Origin of the sequence: Vulcanococcus limneticus LL, from assembly GCF_002252705.1 — a bacterium.
Classification (GTDB): domain Bacteria; phylum Cyanobacteriota; class Cyanobacteriia; order PCC-6307; family Cyanobiaceae; genus Vulcanococcus; species Vulcanococcus limneticus.
The window spans coordinates 73,708-93,642 of sequence record NZ_NQLA01000007.1 but is presented as its reverse complement, the minus strand read 5'-3'; the positions used below and the strand labels follow the sequence as shown (position 1 = coordinate 93,642).

18 protein-coding genes and 1 pseudogene are annotated in these 19,935 nt (G+C 70.1%); 10 read left to right on the top strand and 9 right to left on the bottom strand.

Features of this window, described 5'->3' with window-relative positions; genetic code table 11:
- Window positions 1–98 precede the first annotated feature (98 nt).
- The 3 genes and pseudogenes from CJZ98_RS05670 to CJZ98_RS05660 form a co-directional block, all read left to right on the top strand.
- Window positions 99–284: pseudogene (locus CJZ98_RS05670) on the top strand (hypothetical protein); the annotation flags it as partial.
- A gap of 57 nt (window positions 285–341) precedes the next feature.
- The gene (locus CJZ98_RS05665) at window positions 342–683 is read left to right on the top strand and encodes a hypothetical protein (protein ID WP_094589245.1); all 342 of its coding nucleotides are present in this window, start codon (window positions 342–344) and stop codon (window positions 681–683) included.
- Window positions 680–1,573 (top strand): LysR substrate-binding domain-containing protein, encoded by an 894-nt coding sequence (locus CJZ98_RS05660; protein WP_094589295.1) that lies wholly within the window; start codon window positions 680–682, stop codon window positions 1,571–1,573. The genes CJZ98_RS05665 and CJZ98_RS05660 overlap by 4 nt, the downstream gene beginning before the upstream one ends.
- Window positions 1,574–1,625: 52 nt before the next feature.
- Here CJZ98_RS05660 and CJZ98_RS05655 read toward each other — a convergent pair whose 3' ends face one another.
- From CJZ98_RS05655 to CJZ98_RS05645, 3 genes are all read right to left on the bottom strand, one after another.
- Entirely contained in the window at window positions 1,626–2,603 is a 978-nt protein-coding gene (locus CJZ98_RS05655; protein WP_094589243.1) for a sulfate/molybdate ABC transporter ATP-binding protein, read from the bottom strand.
- A gap of 255 nt (window positions 2,604–2,858) precedes the next feature.
- Entirely contained in the window at window positions 2,859–3,422 is a 564-nt protein-coding gene (locus CJZ98_RS05650; RefSeq protein ID WP_094589241.1) for an OsmC family protein, read from the bottom strand.
- Between the two features lie 10 nt (window positions 3,423–3,432).
- Window positions 3,433–4,743, bottom strand: coding sequence for an acyl-CoA dehydrogenase family protein (locus CJZ98_RS05645; RefSeq protein WP_108723285.1), 1,311 nt, complete (start codon window positions 4,741–4,743; stop codon window positions 3,433–3,435).
- Between the two features lie 192 nt (window positions 4,744–4,935).
- On the opposite strand from CJZ98_RS05645, the gene CJZ98_RS05640 reads away from it, so the two are divergent.
- From CJZ98_RS05640 to CJZ98_RS05630, 3 genes are all read left to right on the top strand, one after another.
- Complete coding sequence (locus CJZ98_RS05640) at window positions 4,936–5,850, top strand: ABC transporter ATP-binding protein (protein ID WP_094589239.1); 915 nt, start codon at window positions 4,936–4,938, stop codon at window positions 5,848–5,850.
- A gap of 86 nt (window positions 5,851–5,936) precedes the next feature.
- Window positions 5,937–7,160 carry an ABC transporter substrate-binding protein gene (locus tag CJZ98_RS05635; RefSeq protein WP_094589237.1) on the top strand — a complete coding sequence of 408 codons (1,224 nt, stop codon included), beginning with the start codon at window positions 5,937–5,939 and terminating at the stop codon, window positions 7,158–7,160.
- On the top strand, window positions 7,157–7,960 hold the full coding sequence (locus CJZ98_RS05630) for an ABC transporter permease (RefSeq protein WP_094589234.1): 804 nt from the start codon (window positions 7,157–7,159) through the stop codon (window positions 7,958–7,960). Before CJZ98_RS05635 ends, CJZ98_RS05630 begins: the two co-directional genes overlap by 4 nt.
- A gap of 29 nt (window positions 7,961–7,989) precedes the next feature.
- Here CJZ98_RS05630 and CJZ98_RS05625 read toward each other — a convergent pair whose 3' ends face one another.
- Complete coding sequence (locus tag CJZ98_RS05625) at window positions 7,990–8,274, bottom strand: 2Fe-2S iron-sulfur cluster-binding protein (protein ID WP_094589213.1); 285 nt, start codon at window positions 8,272–8,274, stop codon at window positions 7,990–7,992.
- 179 nt (window positions 8,275–8,453) lie between these two features.
- On the opposite strand from CJZ98_RS05625, the gene CJZ98_RS05620 reads away from it, so the two are divergent.
- Window positions 8,454–8,684, top strand: coding sequence for a Nif11 family protein (locus CJZ98_RS05620; protein WP_094589211.1), 231 nt, complete (start codon window positions 8,454–8,456; stop codon window positions 8,682–8,684).
- Between the two features lie 34 nt (window positions 8,685–8,718).
- Here the strand turns inward: CJZ98_RS05620 and CJZ98_RS05615 are convergent, their stop codons facing one another.
- A complete protein-coding gene (locus tag CJZ98_RS05615; RefSeq protein ID WP_094589209.1) occupies window positions 8,719–10,404 on the bottom strand; it encodes a hypothetical protein in 1,686 nt (561 codons plus the stop codon).
- Between the two features lie 161 nt (window positions 10,405–10,565).
- The gene (locus CJZ98_RS05610) at window positions 10,566–11,378 is read right to left on the bottom strand and encodes an ABC transporter ATP-binding protein (RefSeq protein WP_094589207.1); all 813 of its coding nucleotides are present in this window, start codon (window positions 11,376–11,378) and stop codon (window positions 10,566–10,568) included.
- Between the two features lie 89 nt (window positions 11,379–11,467).
- On the opposite strand from CJZ98_RS05610, the gene CJZ98_RS05605 reads away from it, so the two are divergent.
- Window positions 11,468–12,217, top strand: a complete 750-nt coding sequence (locus CJZ98_RS05605; RefSeq protein ID WP_094589198.1) for a M15 family metallopeptidase — start codon at window positions 11,468–11,470, stop codon at window positions 12,215–12,217.
- Window positions 12,218–12,247: 30 nt separating this feature from the next.
- Here CJZ98_RS05605 and CJZ98_RS05600 read toward each other — a convergent pair whose 3' ends face one another.
- The gene (locus tag CJZ98_RS05600; protein ID WP_157910886.1) at window positions 12,248–12,667 is read right to left on the bottom strand and encodes a hypothetical protein; all 420 of its coding nucleotides are present in this window, start codon (window positions 12,665–12,667) and stop codon (window positions 12,248–12,250) included.
- A gap of 5 nt (window positions 12,668–12,672) precedes the next feature.
- The gene (gene sir, locus CJZ98_RS05595) at window positions 12,673–14,403 is read right to left on the bottom strand and encodes a sulfite reductase, ferredoxin dependent (RefSeq protein WP_094589291.1); all 1,731 of its coding nucleotides are present in this window, start codon (window positions 14,401–14,403) and stop codon (window positions 12,673–12,675) included.
- Between the two features lie 388 nt (window positions 14,404–14,791).
- Here sir and glyS point away from each other — a divergent pair, with 388 nt between their 5' ends.
- Together glyS and CJZ98_RS05585 are read left to right on the top strand one after the other, a co-directional pair.
- A complete protein-coding gene (glyS, locus tag CJZ98_RS05590) occupies window positions 14,792–16,957 on the top strand; it encodes a glycine--tRNA ligase subunit beta (protein ID WP_094589194.1) in 2,166 nt (721 codons plus the stop codon).
- A 224-nt stretch (window positions 16,958–17,181) separates the two neighbouring features.
- Window positions 17,182–18,276: a fatty acid desaturase gene (locus CJZ98_RS05585; RefSeq protein WP_094589192.1), complete on the top strand. Its 1,095-nt coding sequence runs from the start codon at window positions 17,182–17,184 to the stop codon at window positions 18,274–18,276.
- Window positions 18,277–18,425: 149 nt separating this feature from the next.
- On the opposite strand, the gene chlP is transcribed toward CJZ98_RS05585, so the two are convergent.
- Window positions 18,426–19,862 carry a geranylgeranyl reductase gene (chlP, locus tag CJZ98_RS05580; RefSeq protein WP_232756241.1) on the bottom strand — a complete coding sequence of 479 codons (1,437 nt, stop codon included), beginning with the start codon at window positions 19,860–19,862 and terminating at the stop codon, window positions 18,426–18,428.
- Window positions 19,863–19,935 lie beyond the last annotated feature (73 nt).

The window sequence follows — 19,935 nt, the reverse complement described above, 5'->3', positions numbered from 1 at the left end:
TGGAACTGGATCGCACTGCGGGCCATGGCCGGACTGGTATTTGTGTACCAGTCTATGGGCTCAGGTCCTGCGCTGCGGAGCGAGCTGGGTAATCAAGTGCCGCCATGGGCGTGATGACCTTCGCGGCCTCCAACAGCTTCCTCACCCCGATCGGCTACCAGACCAACACGATGGTGTACTCGGTGGGCGGCTACTCGTTCCGGGACTTCTTCCGGATGGGCCTGCCGCTGACGCTGCTGCTGGCGCTCCTTACCCCGGCGCTGGCCCTCTGGCTGGCATTTTGAGTGACACCCCGCTGCCGGGGATCAAGCCCATACTCCGGCTAGTCCCTGTGCTGGCCGATGTCCGTCGCGGTGCTCACCGCCCATGCCGCCCTTTCCCGCGCTGCCGCCGAGGCCGTGGCCCTCACCTGGCTGGAGGATCTGGGGCTGGAGGTGTCCTACGGCGAGTCGAGCCACCTGCTGGCCACCAGCGAGTCGCCGCTGCTGCTGCTGGAGCTCGACTTCTACCCCCTGACTGACGCGGCCACCCAGGTGCGCTGGCACCTGCGCCGCAGTAGCAGCGGGGTGCCCTCCCAGGCCGAGCGGGAGCTGGTGCGGGCCCTGCGATCCGCCCTGGATGCGGATCCCCACTGGCAGCTCGACGGCTTTCAGAGCGGGTGGCCGGAGCTGCCTGCCCTGTGAATCTCGATCAGCTCAACGTGTTCCTGGTGGTGTCGCGCCACCTGCACTTCAGCCGTGCCGCCGATGAGCTGTACATCACCCAGCCGGCGGTGAGCGCGGCGGTGGCCAAGCTGGAGGCCGAGTTTGGCGTGCGCCTGTTCCACCGCATCGGCCGGCGGGTGGAGCTCACCGACGCCGGCCGTTTCCTGGTGATCGAGGGAACGCGCCTCAGTGAGCAGGTGCACCAGCTGGAGCGTCGCCTGCTGGAGTTCAACGCCCTCAAACGTGGTGCCCTCACCATCGGCGCCAGCTTCACCGTGGGCAATTACTGGCTGCCGGCGGCCCTCAAGCGCTTCCACGACAGCCACCCCGCCATCGAGGTGCAGTGTGGCCTGGGCAATGCCGAACAGGTGCTCGATGGCACCGGCAAGGGGGAATTCGACCTGGGCTTCGTCAGCGGCTCGGCCGTGCATGGGCTGCCCGGATCCCTGGAGGGGGAGCAGGTGGGCACGGAGCGGTTGCAGGTGGTGGTGGCCCCCGGCCACCCCTGGTATGGCCGGGAACGCCTGCTGCCAGGGGAACTGGCGGAGAGTTCCTGGATCCTGCGGGAGCGCGGCTCCGGCGCCCGCCAGATGTTCGAGGCCGGCCTGGCCCGCACCGGTGTGGCCCTCGAGAGCCTGCCAGTGGCCCTGGTGCTCAACAGCAGCGAAATGGTCAAGACGATCGTGCTGAACGGCGCCGGGGCGGCGGCCTTGCCGGAGTCGATGGTGCGGCACGAGATCGCGCTGAAGCTGCTCTGGCCCGTGCGGGTGGAGCAGCTGGAGATGGAGGAGCCGATCCTGATGATCCGCCACCCCCAACGGCATCAATCGAGGTTGCTGGAGGCCTTCGAGCAGGCGGTGCGGGGTTGAGGCTGGGGCGCGCTCTGGCGAGCCCCCCCGCTGGCGAGGCCCGCCCGGGGCCTCAGAACTGGTGGCCGGCCCTTGGGCGGATGTGAACGCGGTCGCCGTTCTGAAGGCCGTCGAGATCCCGGCGGTCACGCGGGAGCTGCGCATTGAGCTTCTGGCCGTTCTCCAGCTGCAGTTCGGCTACCAGCTCCTTGCCGAGGTGGGTGACGCGGCGCAGCACGGCCGGCACGCTGTCGCCGTTGGCGTCGCGCAGCAGTTCGATGTCGTGGGGGCGCACGAACAGGTCGGCGCCGGAGTGGCTGTGCAGCTCGCTGGGCAGCACGTTCACCTCGCCCACGAAGTTCATCACGAAGGGGGTGGCGGGATGGTCGTAGATCTCCGAGGCGGTGCCGATCTGCTCGATCCGGCCCTTGTTGATCACCGCGATCTTGTCGGCCACCTCGAAGGCCTCCTCCTGGTCGTGGGTCACGATCACGGTGGTGACTTTGGTCTCCTCCTGGAGGTTGCGCAGCCAGCCGCGCAGTTCCTTGCGCACCTTGGCGTCGAGGGCGCTGAAGGGCTCATCCAGCAGCAGCACCCGCGGCTGCACCGCCAGGGCCCGCGCCAGTGACACCCGTTGGCGTTGGCCACCCGAGAGCTGGGAGGGGAAACGGCTGCCGTAGTCCTGCAGTTGCACCAGGTTCAGCAGTTCATCCACCCGGCGGCGGATGGCGTCCTTCTTCCAGCCCCGCAGCTCCAGGCCGAAGCCGATGTTGTCGCGCACGGTGCGGTGCTTGAACAGGGCGAAGTGCTGGAACACGAAGCCCACCTGGCGGTCCTGCACCGAGCGGCCGGTGGCCTCCTCGCCGTTGATCCAGATGCGGCCTTCATCGGGGTTGTCCAGGCCGGCGATCATGCGCAGCAGCGTGCTCTTGCCGCAGCCGGAGGGCCCCAGCAGCGCCACCAGCGAGTTGGTCTCAACGTCGAGGCTGAGGTTGTCGACGGCGGTGGCGGAACCGAAGCGCTTGGTGACGCCGGAGACGCGGATACCCATGGGGAAAAGGGGGTGAAAACTCTGGAGGCGGGCTGGAGCGGAGGTGGCTGGCGCGGAGGCGGTTCCCGGAGCTGATCGGCTGTTGATGCTGAGGCTAGGGATCGCTCACCCCCAAAACCGATGGGTGATGCGGTTGATCACTTTTAGTGATCGTTTGCCATGGCCTGGGGTGATCAATGGCCCGGGTGCCGGCGCCTGCCGGCCGTTCGTGTTCAGGCGGGAGGGATCCGATCGTCGGGTTCAGGGGGGACGGGTTCAGGGGGCCGGGGTCAGGGCGATCTCCAAGGGCACCGGATTGCGCAGGGTGTTGGCCACCGGCGAGTAGGCATTCGCCTGCTCCACGATCGCCTCCAGCTCCTCCCGGGACGCCTCGCCCTCCACCAGCACCCGCACGCGGATGGCCTGAAAGCCCATCTCCGGTGGTGTTGTGTCCAGGGCGCCGCCTGCACCCCAGGCAGCCGGGTTGCCGATGTCGCCCTCCAGGAACAGCTCCAGGCGGGTGAGCCGCACCTGTTTCCAGGTCGCCACCGCGGTGATGCCCACCGCCAGGCAGCCACCCAGACCCGACAGCACGATCTCCCCCGGCGCAGGGGCGGTGTTCTGACCGAACAGGTGCAGCGGTTCATCCACCACCACGGGCTCGTGGTCACCCACGTAGCTGAGGGTGCGGTACTGGCCCTCGGTGACCGTGTGGACCCGGTTGGTGCCGCGGGCCCCGGGATTGGCCCGGCCCTTGGCGGCAAAGGCCAGCAGGCCGTCGCGATCGATCGGCCGCAGGTGGGCCGTCACGGTCTGCACGGGGGAAGGGGCGTCGCTCATGGGGCGTTACTTAGTGGGCGGCAGGGGAGGGAAGAGGGGTGCCGGTGGATTCCGGCACTGGCAGGTTGCGCAGCCGGGAGATCTCCTTGCGCAGGTGTTTGAGGGCGGGGGTCACGATCGCCACGAAGTGGGATTCACGCACCCGCCGCTGGGCCTCCGAGCTGGCCAGGTAGCCGCGGGCCCCCTGGTGCAGCAGCGCCGACTGGGCGGCCCGCAGCGCCAGTTCGGAGCTGGCGGCCCGCGCTTCGAGCACGGCGATCGTGCGCTCTGTCGCCTGGGCCGGCGAGGGGTTGGTGGGCCCTGGAGTCAGGTCCCTGGCCAGCCGCTGCAGGCCCTGGCGCAGCTCTGCCAGCTCCTGATCCAGCTGGTCAGGGCCGTCGTCGAGGAAGCGGTTGACGTGGCCGAGGGGACCCTGCACGGCCCGCATCGAGGCAATGGCGCCCTGGATGACTCCGAGGCCGAAGCCGCACTGCAGCAGGACGAAGGCGTCGCGGATGCGCTGGATGAAGGGCAGGGCCGGATCGGCGATTACCCGATCGGGCCCCACGTGGTGGCCCTTGAGGCGGATGGCGTAGGTGCTGGTGCCCTCCATGCCGGAGAAGGTGGGGCAGGGAACCAGCTCCACACCGGGGGCGCTTCCGGGCAGCAGCACCATCACCTGCCGACCTGCGGGGCCGACTGCACTGGACGTCTGGGCCGCGCCACCGGGATCGGCTTCCACGACTTCGGCCACCACGGCCGAGTAGCCATCGGCGCTGAGATGGCTCACCCAGGGGAGTGAACCACTCAGCCTGTAGCCGTCGCCATCGGGCACGGCGCGCAGCAGCTGCTTCTCAATGCCGGCGTAGGTCTTCATCGGGTTGGAGAGGCCCGTGCCCCCCAGGCGCCGGCCGGCGATGTGCTCGGCCAGCAGCTGGCCCTGCAGGGCTGGGTTGCCGGATTCCTCCAGATAGAGCCCGCAGGCGGCGTGGCACCAGGCCACGAAGCCCGTGGAGCCGCACACCTCCGCCACCGCGGCGATGGTCTCGATCGCCAGGCCGACATCGCCCGGCTGGCCGTGGCTGCGCAGGTGGCCGCTGAAGGCGCCGGCGGCCGCCAGCTCGCTCAGCACCTCGCGGGGATAGAGCCCCTCGCGATCGATCGCCTCCGCCAGGGGAGCCAGGCGGCGGCGGGTGATCAGGCGGGTGCGCTCCAGGATCTCTGGACCGGGGGTCTGGGCAGTCGGAGTCGGCTCGGATCCATCCGGTTGCTCTGCCGCCAGAGGCTCTGCCGCGGAAGGGGGTGAGAGTGGGGCGGGCGGCATGCCGATGCTGGGGGTCATGGCACTGTGCGCGGCGAGCCGGGGCGGGGGGTGTGGCTCTGAGCACGTCGGCTCTGGGTGGGGTGTAGCCCGGACCACAGGGGCCGCTGGGGCAAGCGACCTAGGGTCGCGGCCAGCCTAGGTCTAAAAGTCGATGGGATTAGCGCTGATCTTGCCGGCCTTCGCAGCCTCGCCCCTCGCCGTTCTCTGTCCATGAGCGGGGTCCCCGCCGCGCAGGCGCCCCTGACGGTCCGCCCTGTCGGGGAGCAGGGGCCTGGCGCTTCCGCCGCTCCGCTCCCCCTGCTGGAGCTCCAGGACCTGCACTTCCGCTACCCCCGTCGGCCCAGCCAGGCCCCCCAGGGCAAGGTGCTCCAGGGCATCGACCTGGCCCTGGAGGCCCACGAAATCACGGTGTTGCTGGGCCCCAGCGGCTGTGGCAAGTCCACCCTGCTGGGGCTGGCCGCGGGCCTGATTCCCCGCCAGCAGGGCCGGGTGCTGGTGGCCGGGAAGCGCTCCGATGCCCCCCATCCCGCCGTGGGGGTGGTGTTTCAGCAGCCTGCCCTGCTGCCCTGGCTCTCGGTTCACCGCAATGTGGAGTTCGGCCTCACCCTGCGCCATTCCGAGCGGCTCAGCCCGGGCGAGCGGCGCCAGCGGGTCCAGGAGGCCCTGCGGCTGGTGGGCCTGGAGGGCCACGGCCCGTCCCATCCCTCCCAGCTTTCGGGTGGCATGGCCCAGCGGGCCGCCCTGGCCCGGGTGCTGGTGCGACGTCCACGGTTGCTGCTGCTGGATGAGCCCTTCAGTGCCCTCGACGCTGTGACCCGCTCCGGCATGCAGCAGCTGCTGCAGACGATCGTGGCCCGCACCGGCTGCGGCGTGCTGATCGTGACCCACGATGTGGAGGAGGCGATCGCCCTGGGCCACCGCATCGTGCTGATGGAACGGCACCCCGGCCGGTTGCGGCGCGAGTGGCGGGGCGTGCGCGATCCCGTCATTTCGGAACCCTTGGCTGCGGATTCCTTGGCTGCGGATTCCACAGCTACGGATTCCGCTGCTGCGGACTCCACCGCCTCGAACCCCGAGCTGCGGGCCCAGATCCTGCAGGAGCTCGGAGCCGTTCTGGAGGGCTGAGTGCTCCTCGGTATCCCTGAGGTCGCCTCACCTGGCCCGACTCCTGCTCCCCCCCTACCGCGCCCTTACCTCCCGTCTCCGCCGCGATGACCCACCACCCCCTCACCTGCGACTGCTGCGGCATGAGCCGCCGCCAGTTCCTGCAATTCGGTGGCCTGCTGGCCGCCTCCGCCGGCCTCAGCCTGCTGGGCGGCCAGTCGCCGCTGCAGGCGGCCTCGCTGGCCAAGGGGCAGGACCAGCCCGTGAAGATCGGCTACCTGCCGATCCTGGATGCCTCGCCGTTGCTGATCGCCCATGCCCGCGGCGCCTTCAAGAACGAGGGCCTGACAGCGCCCGATCCCACCCGTTTCCGCTCCTGGGCCCAGCTGTCGGAGGCCTTCCTCTCGCGGCAGGTGAACGTGGTGCACATGCTCTTCCCCACCACGATCTGGATGCGCTACGGCAAGTCCGTGCCGGCCAAGGTGGTGGCCTGGAACCACACCAATGGCTCGGCGCTCACCGTTCTGCCCTCGATCGACAAGCCCCGGGATCTGGGCGGCCAGGTGGTGGCGATTCCCTTCTGGTATTCGATCCACAACATCGTTCTGCAGCAGCTGCTGCAGAAGAATGGCCTGAAGGTGGTGCGGCGGCCGATCGAGGCCAAGCTGGCCGCCGATGAGGTGAATCTGGTGGTGCTGCCGCCGGCCGAGATGGTGCCGGCCCTGGCCAGCAAGAAGATCGCCGGCTACATCGTGGCTGAGCCGTTTAATGCCGCCGCCGAGACCCGCAAGATCGGCAAGGTGCTGCGCTTCACCGGCGACATCTGGAATGACCACGCCTGCTGCGTCGTGCTCGTCCACGAGGATGATGTCAAGAACCGGCCCGAATGGACCCAGCGCGTGGTGAACGCGATCGTCAAGTCCCAGCGCTGGATGCAGGGCAACCGGCCCGAGGTGGCCGACATCCTCTCCCAGGAGGGCGGTCGCGACTACACCCCCCACAGCCGGGCCGTGCTCAACCGCGCCCTCTCCTTCTACGGCGGCGCCGAGTATCGCCAGGACGGCGCGATTCAGCATCCGGAGTGGCGAAACCAGCGGATCGATTTCCAGCCCTATCCCTTTGCCTCCTACACCCGCGAACTGGTGCGCCTGCTCAAGGTGACCCAGGTGGAGGGCGACAATGCCTTCCTCCGCAATCTCGATCCCAACCGGGTGGCGCGGGATCTGGTGACCGATCGCTTCGTGCGTCGGGCCATCGAGGCCAACGGCGGTGCCAGGGCCTTCAACCTCCCCGCCAGCTTCAGCCGCCGCGAGCAGATCGCCTTCGCATGACGACCGTGCTGGGTTTGCGTCTGCGCCGGCCCGTGCCGGCCCTGCTCCAGGCCAGTGCCCTGCCGGCCCTGGGGCTGCTGATCGGCCTGGGGATCTGGGGACTGGCCGTGGCGGTGCTGGGTCGCAGCGTGCCGATCCTGCTGGAGTTCTCGCCCCAGGCGGGCTTTGCCAACCTGGCCAGCGGCCTGGCCTCGGGCGTACTGGTGCGCCATGCCGGCGCCAGCCTGCTGCGGGTGGGCGTGGGGTTGGTGCTGGCGGTGCTGGTGGCGGTGCCCCTCGGTCTGCTTCTGGGCCTCAAGCGCCGGCTGGAGCTCACCACCTCGGCGGTGTTCCAGTTCATCCGCATGATCTCGCCCCTCTCCTGGATGCCGATCGCCGTGATGGTGTTCGGCGTGGGGGATCTGCCGGTGTTCTTCCTGCTGGCGATCGCCGCCATCTGGCCGATCCTGCTCAGCATCACCACCGCCGTGCGCACGGTGGATCCCCTCTACATCCAGGTGGCCCGCAGCTTTGCCGCCGAGCCCCTTGAGATCGTGACTCGCATCGTGCTGCCGGCGATCCGCCCCAGCTTGCTGGCCAGCCTGCGGGTGGCGGTGGGGCTGATCTGGCTGGTGCTGGTGCCGGCCGAGATGCTGGGGGTGAGCTCTGGCCTGGGCTATCTGATCCTCGATTGCCGCGACCGGCTGGCCTACGGCGAACTCACGGCCGCCCTGCTGGTGATCGGCCTGATCGGCTGGGCCCTCGATGCCCTGCTGCGGCGCTTCAGCTTCTCCGCCACGGCGGTGCCCCAGCTGAGCTGAGGCTCCCGCACGGGCCTGCGGCTGTCGCTTCAGCCCAGTTCCTCGGCTACGTCCTTGCGGATGCTGCAGTCGCTCAGGGGGTAGCTGACGCAGAGCAGGGCAAAGCCGGCGGCGATCTGGTCGTCGTCGAGGAAGCTCTGGTCGGCCTGATCCACGCTGCCGGAGAGGATCCGGCCGGCGCAGGCGCTGCAGGCCCCTGCCCTACAGGAGTAGGGCAGGTCCACCCCGGCGGCTTCGGCCGCATCGAGGATGTACTGGTCATCGGCGCAGGGGAAGCTTTCGCCGCCCTCAAGGCTGATGGTGTAACTGGCCATGGGGATTCGCTCTGTCCTGCCTGGTTTAGCCGCGCTCTGGTCGTTCGGCAGTGGCGGTGCGGCAGCGGCGTCGGGTTTTGCCCACCGGGCGCCGGTCACATCTGGTCGCAATTGTGACCGCGTGGGGCCTGGAATCCCCTTGGCAGGGTCGGGATACTGGGCTCCCGGCATCCCTTTTGATGAGCTGGATTGAACTGCAGCGCCTGGTGGACCAGGCCGAATCCGACCGCGGCCTGCGACGCAACCTGCGCCGCTGCCGCTCCGAGCAGGAGCTGCTCCAGTCGGCCCGGCTGCTGGGCTTCCGCATCACCCGCCATGACCTGCATGCGGCGCGGGTGAAGCACCGCCAGGAGCGGCGCCAGGAAGTGCGCCAGGAGCAGGGGCTCGCCGGCCAGTCGCAGGTTGGTTGAGGCGGCCCTGCTGGGTCTGGCCGGCGGGGGTATGTCAGGAGCGCAGGGCTGGGGGCGCGTCCGCCCGGGCCTGGTCGCCGCTGGCGGGCTCGGCCCGGCAGCGGTAGAGGCCCAGGCTCTCCCCCTGCTCCAGCTGGCGGCAGCGCAGCTCCTCCGGGCGCGGGGCCTGGCGGCTGAGCAGCTCCGGCCCCGGGTCCTCGCCGCTGCGCAGGTCCGAGCTGCGATTGGCGCCACGGATGCGCCGGCCGGCATACCAGTTGAGGCTGGGCCGCTCGCTCTCCTGCCAGATCCGCACCGGCCCGCTCACGCCGCGCTCGTGCAGCATCCGGGCCACCGCGGGCGTCCCCCAGCTCTCGTTGAGTTCCCACAGCCAGAGCGGACTCGCCATCAGCACCAGCAGGCTGAGCCAGACGCCGGCCACGGCCCCCAGGCCTCCCGCCCATCGCCGCGGGCTCCGGCGCGAGTCCAGCATCCGCCCCCCGAGTAGCAGCCCGAGGCCCAGGCCCAGGGCCACCAGGCCATGGCCGCTGCTGAGGCCCACCAGCCCCGAGACCACCAACAGGGATGCCAGCAGGCCCGCGGTCCCAATCAGGGCCCACAGCCTGGGCAGCCGCGCCAGCTGCCGGGTCCAGGGCGGCCGCAGCTCCCGCCCGCGAACCACCAGCCAAGCGAACACCGGGCCGCAGACCAGGGCGAAGCTCGGCCAGAGCAGCAGGCTGTACCAGGGCAACTGGGTGCGCAGCGGCAGCACCAGCAGCGCGGTGCCCAGGGTCAGGCCCAGGCACCAGCGCCCGGCCTGGCTGCGCCGCTGGCGCCAGGCCAGGCCAAGGCCGAAGGGCCAGAGCGGCAGCCAGGGCCATCCGCCCTCAAGCACTTCCAGCACCGGCTCCAGGGGTCCGCCGCCATGGCCCTCCATCGCCTGGCTGACCCGCGCAAACCCCTGGCTGGTCCACATCTGCAGGGCCCCGTCGCCGCGGGCTAGGGCGTGGAAGCCATGCCAGGCCAGCCCCGGCAGCAGCCCAAGGGCGATCACGGCCAGCAGCCAGGCCCAGTCGCGGCGGCCCAGATCGCGATCCAGGAGCCGCAGCGCCAGGGCCATCACCAGCACCGGCAGGGCCGTGGGCGCCTTGAGCAGCAGCAGCGCCGTGCCCCCCAGCCCCGCCACCAGACCCCAGCGCAGCAGCCGTGGCCGCGGGGCCGTGGCGCCCAACAGGCCCCACCAGATCAGTGCCATCGCCACCAGCTGGCAGCCGTCGAGCATGGCCAGGCGGCCGTGGCGAGCCAGGGGCAGCAGTGTCAGGGCGATGGCGCCGGTGGCCAGGGCGCTGGGGCGATCGCCGGGTCGCAACCGCCCCTGGATCGCCGCCAGCAGCGGCACCAGGGCCGTGGAGAGCAGCGCTGGCACCAGGCGCACCACCCACTCCGGGGGCAGGGTTGCGGCCTGTGCGGCGGTGAGGCTCCGCCAGAGGCCGATGGCAGCCGCGATCAGCAGATGCAGCCCGGGCGGCTTGTTCAGGTAGGGCTCGCCCCAGTAGGTGGGCAGCAACTTCTGGCTCCAGGGGGCCTGGCTGGTCTCGAGGGCCACCCGGGCGACGATGCCCTCATCCCAGTCCCGCAGGGGCAGATCCCCCAGGCCCACCAGCGCGGTCGCCACGGCCAGCAGCCACAGTCCGCCGATCAGCAGGGGCAGGGGCGGCAGCTGCGGGCGGCAGGGGGGCATCGACCGGAAACGCAGTCGCGTCAAGCCTTCCCCAGGTCGGTGCAGCGGTCGTTAAGGGGAGGGAGGACCCTGGTTAGGCCTGGGTTATCGGCTGCCCGCCGATACCTGTCCCTGTGTCGTCCGTCACGGCCGTACGCCCGCCTGCGCAGGGCCAGCTCAGGTCAGCCCGCCGGTAGCACCTGGCGATAGCCGTTGGACGTGAGCACCCGCAAGGGGGTGTCGAACAGCTCGCTCAGGACCCCCTCCTGGAGCAGGTCGGCCGTGGGGCCATCGCCCACCACGCGGCCCTGGCGCAGCAGCACGGCCCGTTCGATTTCGGGCACGATCGCCTCGATCTGGTGGGTCACCAGCAGCAGGGTGGTGCCGGCGCGGGCCAGCCGGCGCAGTTGGTCCAGCAGCTGGTGCCTGGCCTTCAGGTCGAGGCCGTTGGTGGGCTCATCCAGCACCAGCACCTCGGGGTCGTGCACGAGGGCGCGGGCCAGCAACAGCCGGCGGCGCTGACCGTCGGAGAGTTCGGCATAGGGGCGGGCTGCCAGATCAGTCAGCCCGAGCTGCTCGAGCAGTTCCGCCACGCGGGCGTGCTGGGCGGCGCTGGGCTGCTGGCTGCGGCCGAGCCCCACCGAGCCGAAGAAGCCCGAGAGCACCACGTCACTGGCGCGGGTGCGCCCCACGCCGCCGCTGAGATGGGTGGCCTGCAGGTCTGCTGACACCAGCCCGATGCGGGCCCGGAGCTGCCAGAGGTTCACGCAGTCGCTGCCGAAGAGGCGCAGGTGCGAGCCCGGCTTCACCACGGGGTAGAGCTCCCGGCTGAGCAGCTTGATCAGCGAGCTCTTGCCGGAGCCGTTGGGGCCAAGGATCACGGTGTGCTCCCCCCGATGCAGCTGCAGGGTGAGGTCCTCGAACACCCGCCGGGGGCCCAGCCAGGTCTCCACCGCCTGGAGGTCGAGGTAGGGGGTGGGCGCTGGGCTGTCCATGGGCGCACCGTACCCATGGAGGTCCCTTCCCCACGGCGGCCGGGCCGATCGCCGTCGCCCTTGAATGGGGACCGCCGCTCGCCAGCCCGTTGCGCCCCTGGAGTTCCATCCCCATCGCCGACTGCGGCGAGCCGCTGCTGGAGCTGCCGGGCGCGCTGCCGCGGCTGGAGCCCCATCCCTACGCCGCCCTTGGCGCCCCCTATGGCATCGGGGCCTCGCCCTTCCGGCTGCGCAGTGGCGTGATCGAGCGGCTCCTGCTGGCCGACGCGGCCCTGCGGCGCCAGCAACCGGGGTGGCGCTTGACGATTTTTGACGCCTGGCGGCCCCTGGCGGTGCAGCGCTTCATGGTGGAGCACGCCATCGCCGAGGAATGCCGGCTCAGGGGCGTGGATCCGCACCGCCCCTCGCCGGCCCTGGCGGCGGTGCAGGCCGAGGTGGGTCGCTTCTGGGCCCCCCCCAGCGACGATCCCACCACCCCGCCGCCCCACAGCACCGGGGCGGCCGTGGACCTGACCCTCGCCGATGCCGAGGGCCGGGAGCTGAACCTGGGTTCTCCGATCGATGCGATCGGCGCCGTGTCCGAGCCGGACCACTTCGCTTCAGGTGCCCCAGCCACCACGGCTGGCACTGCCGGCGCATCGGAGGCTGAGGCACAGGCGATGGAGGCAGAGGCGCGGGAGTGGCATCGGCGCCGCACGCTGCTGCGGGAGGCCATGGCCTCGGCCGGTTTCGCCCAGCACCCCAACGAGTGGTGGCACTTCAGCTGGGGCGATCAGCTCTGGGCCTGGCGCAGCGGCGCAGCCTGCGCCCGCTACGGACGCTGGCTGGAGACGGGCTGATCCGGGGACTCGTCAGGGGGGCGCAGCGGGCTATGGCTTGGCCGTCCCGTCCCGATCGATTCCCATCGAGGCGGCCAACGTTCTGGCCTGCTCCTTGCTCAGCAGCCCCCGTTGGATGCAGCCGTTGATGCTGCCCACCGCCAGGTCCCGCTGCAGGCGGCGAAGCTGGGCCTGGGCCGCCGCTGGCTGGTCGGCGAACTGGGCCAGCTGGTTGCGGTAGCCCCGCAGCAGGTTCTCAGGCCGGCAGGTGCTGGCATCCGGGTCGAAGCGCTCCACCCGCGAGGCCGGCGGATCGGGCCGACGATCGGCCTCCGGATCCGGGGGCGGCTTCGCCGAGGCGGCGTCGAGCGGCCCCGCCAGAGCCAGCGCCAGGGCCTGGCCAAGGGCTGCGGCCGCCAGGGCGAGTCTGCGCGGCGCGCCGATGGGCAGGGGTGGCAGGGAACGGGCCATCGGCATCAGGTGGTGGGAGTCAGGAGTGCGCCAACGGCGTCGCGGCCCAGCTTCACCACGTGATCCCCCAGGCTGCGGCGACCGCCGGCCGCCTTCCAGCTCAGCAGCAGCGGCTCGAGGGTGGTCTCCAGATCCTCCAGCGGCACCCGATCGAGGTAGGGCTCGGCCAGGCGGGTGAGGTTGGGGGCGCCGCCAAGCCAGAGCTGATAGAGGTCGGGCCCGCTGCCCACCAGCCCCAGTTCGGCCATGTAGGGGCGGGCGCAGCCGTTGGGGCAGCCCGTCACACGCACCAGGATCGATTTCTCGATCTCCAGGCGTTGCAGCTGGGCCTCGAGGCGCTCGAGGATCGCCGGCAGGCCCCGCTCTGCCTCCGTCACGGCCAGGCCGCAGAGGGGCAGGGCCGGGCAGGCCAGGGCGTGGCGCGCCAGGGCTGCCGGCGCCTCGGGGCTCTCCACCCCCAGGGCCGCCAGGCCCTCCCGCACGCTGGAGCGCTGGGCGCTGCCGATGTTGCAGAGCAGCAGGTCCTGGTTGGGGGTGACGCGGATCTCCAGCTGGTAGGTCTCCACCAGCCGGCGCAGCCCCGCCTTGAACGGGCCGGCCAGGCGGCCGCTCAGCAGCGGGATCCCCACAAACCAGAGGCCGCTGCTCTGGCGGTGCCAGCCCAGGTAGTCCTCCAGCTTGACTTTCGGTTCCTGCCGCAGACCCTTGATCGGGTGGCTGAAGTAGTGCGTCTTCAGCTCGGATTTGAACCAGGCGATGCCACGCTCGTGGATCAGATACTTCATGCGAGAGTGACGCCGCTGCTGGCGGTCGCCGTGGTCGCGCTGCAGGGCCACGATGGCCTGCACCAGATCCAGCACGTGCTCCGCCGCCACGTAGCCCAGCGGGTCGGCGGTACGGGCGAAGGTCTCCTCCTTGTTGTGGGTGCGGCCCATGCCGCCGCCCACGTACACGTTGCAGCCCCGCAGGCTGCCGCTGGCGTCGGTAAAGGCCACCAGGCCAATGTCCTGGGTCAGCAGGTCCACCGAGTTGTCACCCGGTGCCGTCACGGCCACCTTGAACTTGCGCGGCAGGAAGGTGGTCCCGTAGAGGGGTTCGTTGGCATCGCCGCTGAACACGCCGCCCTCCTGCTGGCGGCTCCGCACCGCCTTCACCGGCGCCTGGGGCTTGATTCGGTAGCTGAGTTCGCCGTCCACCCACAGGTCGAGGTAGGAGCCCTCGGCCGCCACGGGCACCAGCAGATCGGCGATCTGGTTGGCCAGTTGGCGCGCCGCCGGGTAGGCCCCCTTCTCGAACGGCGCGGCCGGGGCCATCACGTTGCGGTTGATGTCACCGCAGGCGGCCAGGGTGGAGCCGAGGGAGCGGATGATCGTGCCGATCACCTCCTTCAGGTCGGCCTTGGCCACCCCGTGCATCTGGAAGGTCTGCCGGGTGGTGGCCCGCAGGGTGCCGTTGCCAAGCCGGTCCGCCAGTTCATCCATGGCCAGGAACAGCTGGGCTGGCACCCGCCCGCCCGGGCTGCGCAGGCGCAGCATCATCTGCCAGTCCTTGTCCTTGCCCTTCTGGCGGTTCTCGCGGTTGTCCTGCTGGTAGCTGCCGTGGAACTTGAGCAGCTGCACGCCCCCCTCGCTGAAGTTGGGCTTGTCGTTGGCCAGTTCGGTGCGCAGGGGTTCCTTGAGGTAGTCGCTGTCGGCCTTGAGCTGCTCGAACTTGCTGCGCTCCGTTCCGGCGGCGATGCTCGGGAAAGGCCCGGCTGGGGTGCTGACTTGGGGGGGGACGCCGGCTGGCCTCGGCGAGCCCGTTGGCTTGGCGCCCTTGGCGGGTGTAGTGGCGTCTGGCTGGGCGGTACCGGGCTGCAGGATGTCCGCCTGGGCTGCTGCGGGCTGCGCGGCTTGCGTCTGGGCAGTGGCCTGGACCGTCTTGACCGTGGCCTGGACAGTGGCAGAGCCCTTCTTGCTGGATCCGGGCTTGGATCCAGAGGTCTGCCTTCCAGTCACGGTCACAGCGGCGCCACGGTCGTAGGTCGAAGCTAGCGAAGCGGCCGGACGGGGGCTGTGGCCCCAGGCCCCTGCGCTGCCGCCGCAGGCCCCTTCCATAAAGTTGGGGGCTGCCGTGGCCTGCCCCTTGTCGACCTTTCTGCTGGAGATCGGAACCGAGGAGCTGCCCGCCGACTTCGCCCGCCTGGCCCTGCCCCAGCTTGAACAGCTGGTACGCCGCGATCTGACTGAACAACGCCTCAGCCACGGCGTGGTGACCACCACCAGCACGCCCCGCCGCATTGCCCTGCTGGTGGAGGGTCTCCCCGCCGCCGCCGCCGACCTCGAGGAGGAGCGCAAGGGCCCGCCCGCCGGCCAGGCCTTCAAGGACGGCGTCCCTACGCCGGCCGCTATCGGCTTCGCCAAGCGCTGCGGCATCGCCCCTGAGGCCCTGGAGCTGCGCGATACCCCCAAGGGCCCCTTCGTGTTCGCCCGGGTGCTGGAGCGGGGTCGCCCCACCGCCGCCGTGCTGGCCGAGCACATCCCCCAGTGGATCGGCGCCCTGCAGGGCCGTCGCTTCATGCGCTGGGGGGAGGGCGAGAGCCGCTTCTCCCGGCCCGTGCGCTGGCTGGTGGCTCTGCTGGATGCCACCGTGATCTCCGTCACGCTGCAGGGCAGCGATCCGGAGGTGCGCGCCGGCAACACCAGCCGCGGCCACCGGCTGCTGGCCGAATCCGTGACCATCCCCAGTGCCGGGGCCTACGCCGAGAGCCTGGCCGCCGTGGGGGTGCAGGTGGATCGCGCTGGCCGGGCCGCTGCCATCCGCTCCGCCGTGCTGGAGGCCGCCGCTGCCCTGGGCGCCCGCCCCGACCTGCCGGACGACCTGTTCGACGAGCTCACCGACCTGGTGGAGGCGCCGCTGCTGATCGAGGGGTCGGTGGCCGAGCAGTCCCTCGGCCTGCCGCCGGAGGTGCTCAGCACCGTGATGCGCGCCCACCAGCGCTATGTGCCCCTCTACCGCTCGGGTGCCGCCAGCGATCCGCTGGCCCTCGATGCCAAGGATGCACTGCTGCCGCGGTTCCTGTGCATCGGCAATGGCCTGCCGGCCGCCAGCGACACGGTGCGCCGCGGCAACGAGCGGGTGCTCAAGGCCCGCCTGGCCGATGCCGAGTTCTTTGTGCAGGCCGATCGCGCCGTACCCAGCATCGACCGCCGCGACCAGCTGGCCCGCGTCACCTTCGCCGAAGGCCTGGGCTCCCTGCTGGATCGGGTCGAGCGGATCGAATGGCTCACTGACGTGCTGCTGGAGCAGCTGCAGCTCGGCGCCGCCACGGGCGACCACGCCCGCCGCGCCGCCCACCTGTGCAAGCACGATCTGGTGAGCCAGATGGTGGGTGAATTCCCCGAGCTGCAGGGCATCATCGGCGGCAAGTATCTGCTGGCCGAGGGCGAGCCCCGCGCCGTGGCCCTGGCGGTGCTGGAGCACTACCTGCCCCGCGGCGCCGGCGACGATCTGCCCAGTTCCGATGCCGGCGCCGTGGTGGCCCTGGCCGAGCGGCTGGAGCTGCTGCTCAGTATCTATGCCAAGGGCGAGCGGCCCAGCGGCTCCTCCGATCCCTACGCCCTGCGCCGCGCCGGCAACGGCCTGCTCCAGATCCTCTGGGAGCGCGGCTGGAGCCTGGATCTGCAGGCGCTGCTGCGGCGCGCCACGGCCCACTGGTCCCAGCTGCTGCCCCATTTTTCGGTGCAGGCGCCTGCTCTGGCGACGGAGCTGGCGGAGTTCCTGCGCCAGCGCCTGGTGAGCCTGCTGGAGGAGCAGGGGGTGGATGGCGATCTCGTGCAGGCGGTGGCCGGTGAGGGTGTGGCCATCGAACGGGTGCTCAGCGATCCGGCCGATGCCCGCCAACGCGCCGACCTGCTGGCTGCCCTGCGCGCCAGCGGCGAGCTGGCCGGCGTGCAGGCCGTGGTGACGCGGGCGGCGCGGCTGGCCGAGAAGGGCAGCCTGGATGCGGCCAGGCTCAGCCCCGCCGGCGTGGTTGACGCCGCGCTGTTCGAGAAGCCCAGTGAGGCGGCCATGCTCCAGGTGCTGGAGCAGCTCCAGCCGATCGCTGCCGGCGAGGGAGCCGCTCGCTATGGCGAGCTGGCCCGGGCCCTGGCGGCCAGTCGCGACACCCTGGCGGCCTTCTTTGATGGCGATCAGAGTGTGATGGTGATGGCCGACGAGCCGGCGGTGCGCACCAACCGGCTCAACCTGCTGGGGGTGTTGCGCAACCAGGCCTCAGTCCTGGCGGACTTCAGCCGCATTGCCGGCTGAGCACTGGGGAGCCTGGCGCCGGAGCACCAGCACGAGGTTCCCCGCGAAGGGTCATGGCGAGGGGCCCGTGGTGAGGTGATCGCAGTGGGCGGCCGCCCTTCTTGCCGACTCCCGGCTCTTTCTGCCTAGGCTGAGTGACCGGCACGGAACCCCTTCCCTGCTTCCTCTGGGGCTTCCGCCTGACTCTTCTCTCATCTCCGCTCTCCGCGGCGCAGGCACGCCCAGTGCGTCGCCGCGATTTCGTGTTGGAGCCCTTCCGCCAGAGCGATGACCGCATCGCCGCCTGGCAGCTGATCAACACCGTGGGCCCCATCGCCCTGCTCTGGGGCTGCGTGGCGCTGCTGGGCTCCCCTGCAGCGGGGCTGCAGCTGCTGCTTTTGCCGGTACTGGCGCTGCTGGTGCTGTTCTCGGCGCGCTCCTTCGCCCTGATGCACGACTGCGGCCACAACTCCCTGTTCCGCACGAGCCGCCTCAATCAGCTGGCCGGTTTCCTGCTGGGCTGCCTCAATGGCATCCCCCAGCACCCCTGGTCCCGCGGGCACGCCTTTCACCACAAGCACAACGGCAACTGGGAGCGCTACCGCGGCCCCTCGGCCCTGCTCACCCGCCGGGCCTTTCTGGACCTCACCCCACGGCAGCGCTGGCTCTACGGCTTCAGCCGCCATCCGCTGATGCTGCTGCCGGGGGGCTGCTATTACCTGCTGGTCCGGCCGCGGCTCCAGCTCTTGCTGGGCACCGCCGAGTGGCTTGGGGCGATGGGTGCCCACGTGAGTCGCAACGGCCTGCGGGGCCTGGCGGAGCTACCGGCCCAGACTCGCCACTTCCGCTCCAGCCATTGGTACACCGCCGGCGAATGCCGGGATCTGGTGGCCAACAACGCGGTGGTGCTCACCAGCTGGTGGCTGATGGGCGCCTGGCTCGGCGCAGGTCTCTTCTGGGCCTGTTACCTCACGGTGATGACGCTCTCGGCGGCGATCTTCCTCTGCATCTTTTTCGTGCAGCACAACTACGAGGGCTCCTATGCCAGTGGTACCGAGGGCTGGAGCTACCTCAAGGGGGCGCTGGAGGGCAGCAGCAACCTGGAGATGCCGGAGATTCTGAACTGGTTTTCCTGCGACATCGCCTTCCACAGCATCCACCACCTCTGCGAGCGGATCCCCAACTACCGGCTGCGCGCCTGCCATGCGGCCAACGCCCCGCTGCTGGCCGCCTGCCATCGGTTGCGGATCAGCGAGTTTCCGAGCTGTTTCCGCTACATCCTCTGGGACGACCAGGCACTCAGGCTGATCAGCCTGGAGCAGGCCCTCACCCAGCCATGACTTCATCGGCGGGGCTCATGCTGTACCTCAGTCCCATGCCCTCGCACCTCAAAGCCCAAACCCACCCACAAGAAAAAGCCAGCTGAACAACGTCCAGCTGGCCCATACGGTGGGGTCAATCCTCGCGAGTCGGGCTCGCGGGTCGGGCTTCAGCCCTTTCCGGCCAGAACCGGCTCCCGCTCCTCGTCTCCTGCCTTGGAGGGGGCAGCTCCAGCGGCGTCCACCGATGCAGAGGCATCAGCTGCCTTGGCTGCAGCGGCCGCGCTCTTCTGGCCCTTGACCTTGATGCCTCCCTTGATGGTGCTAACGGCCAGCATGGCGTTCACCTCGGCGTCATCGCGAACCGCGCTGTCCACAGGCTTGTAGCCCTGGGGAGCCAGGGCGTTGCCCCGCAGCACCGAACCCAAGGTGAGCAGGGTGAGCTTGAGCTGCTGCCAGGGGTTCATCACCACCACCCGCTTGTAGAGGTAGCTGTCGAAGGTGAGGCGCTGAACATCCTTGTCATCGCACATCTCCACGAAGGCCTCGCGGGCCGCATCGTTGCGGTAGAAGATGTTCTGCAGGATCTCCAGCACCTTGTAGGTGGCGCCGTACTGGCGGTCCCACTTCTTCAGATACTTCTTGAGATCGGCCTCGGTGGGGATGCGCTTGCCGCCCTGGCTAGCTTCCACGATCTGCTCGGCGCACATGCGGCCGCTCTTGGCGGCGAAGTAGATGCCTTCGCCCGAGCTCTTGGTCACATAGCCGGCGGCATCGCCCACCAGGGCCATGCGACCCACCACCCGGCGGGGGCGGGGATGTTCGGGGATCGGGTGGGCTTCCACCTTGATCACCTCGCCGTTCACGAGGCGCTTCTTGGCCCGCTCGCGGATCCCCTCCTGCAGGCTCTTGATCAGGGCCTGGTTCTCCTGCATGGTGCCGGTGCCCACGGCCACGTGGTCGTACTTGGGGAACACCCAGGCATAGAAGTCGGGGGACACATCGGTGCCCACGTACATCTCGGCCAGGCTCTCGTAGTACTTCATCTCCTCGGGCGGCAGCTTGATCCGTTCCTGGAAGGCGATGGCAACGTTGTAGTCGCCGGCATCCATGGCCTTGGCCACGCGGCTGTTGGCGCCATCGGCGCCGACGATCAGATCCACCTCCAGGGTCTTGGTCTCGCCGGTGGCCTCACCCGCGGCGTAGTCGGAGTAGGTGAGGGTGTAGGGGCCCTGGCGGTTCACGCCGGTGTCGATCTTGGTGACCAGGCCATTGACCAGGTGTGCGCCCAGGTCGGCGGCGCGGTTGCGCAGGAAGGCATCCATCACCTCGCGGCGGCACATGCCGATGTACTCGTTCTCGTTCTCCAGATTGATATCCACCTCGCGGTTGGAGGGGGAGATCATCTTCATGTTGCGCACCTTGCGGTCGATGATCGACTCGGGGAGGTCGAACTCGGCCACCATGCACAGGGGGATGGCGCCGCCACAGGGCTTGGCGTTATCCAGCTTGCGCTCGAAGATCCAGGTTTCGATGCCGGCCTTGGCCAGCACTTCCGCAGCACAGGATCCGCTCGGGCCGCCGCCCACCACCGCGACTCGCAACATCTTGAAACCCGCTCCGGCAGAAGGATCTTTGGCCAGAAGCTAACACCGCTGTGTGGGTCGCCGTCGGCTGGGT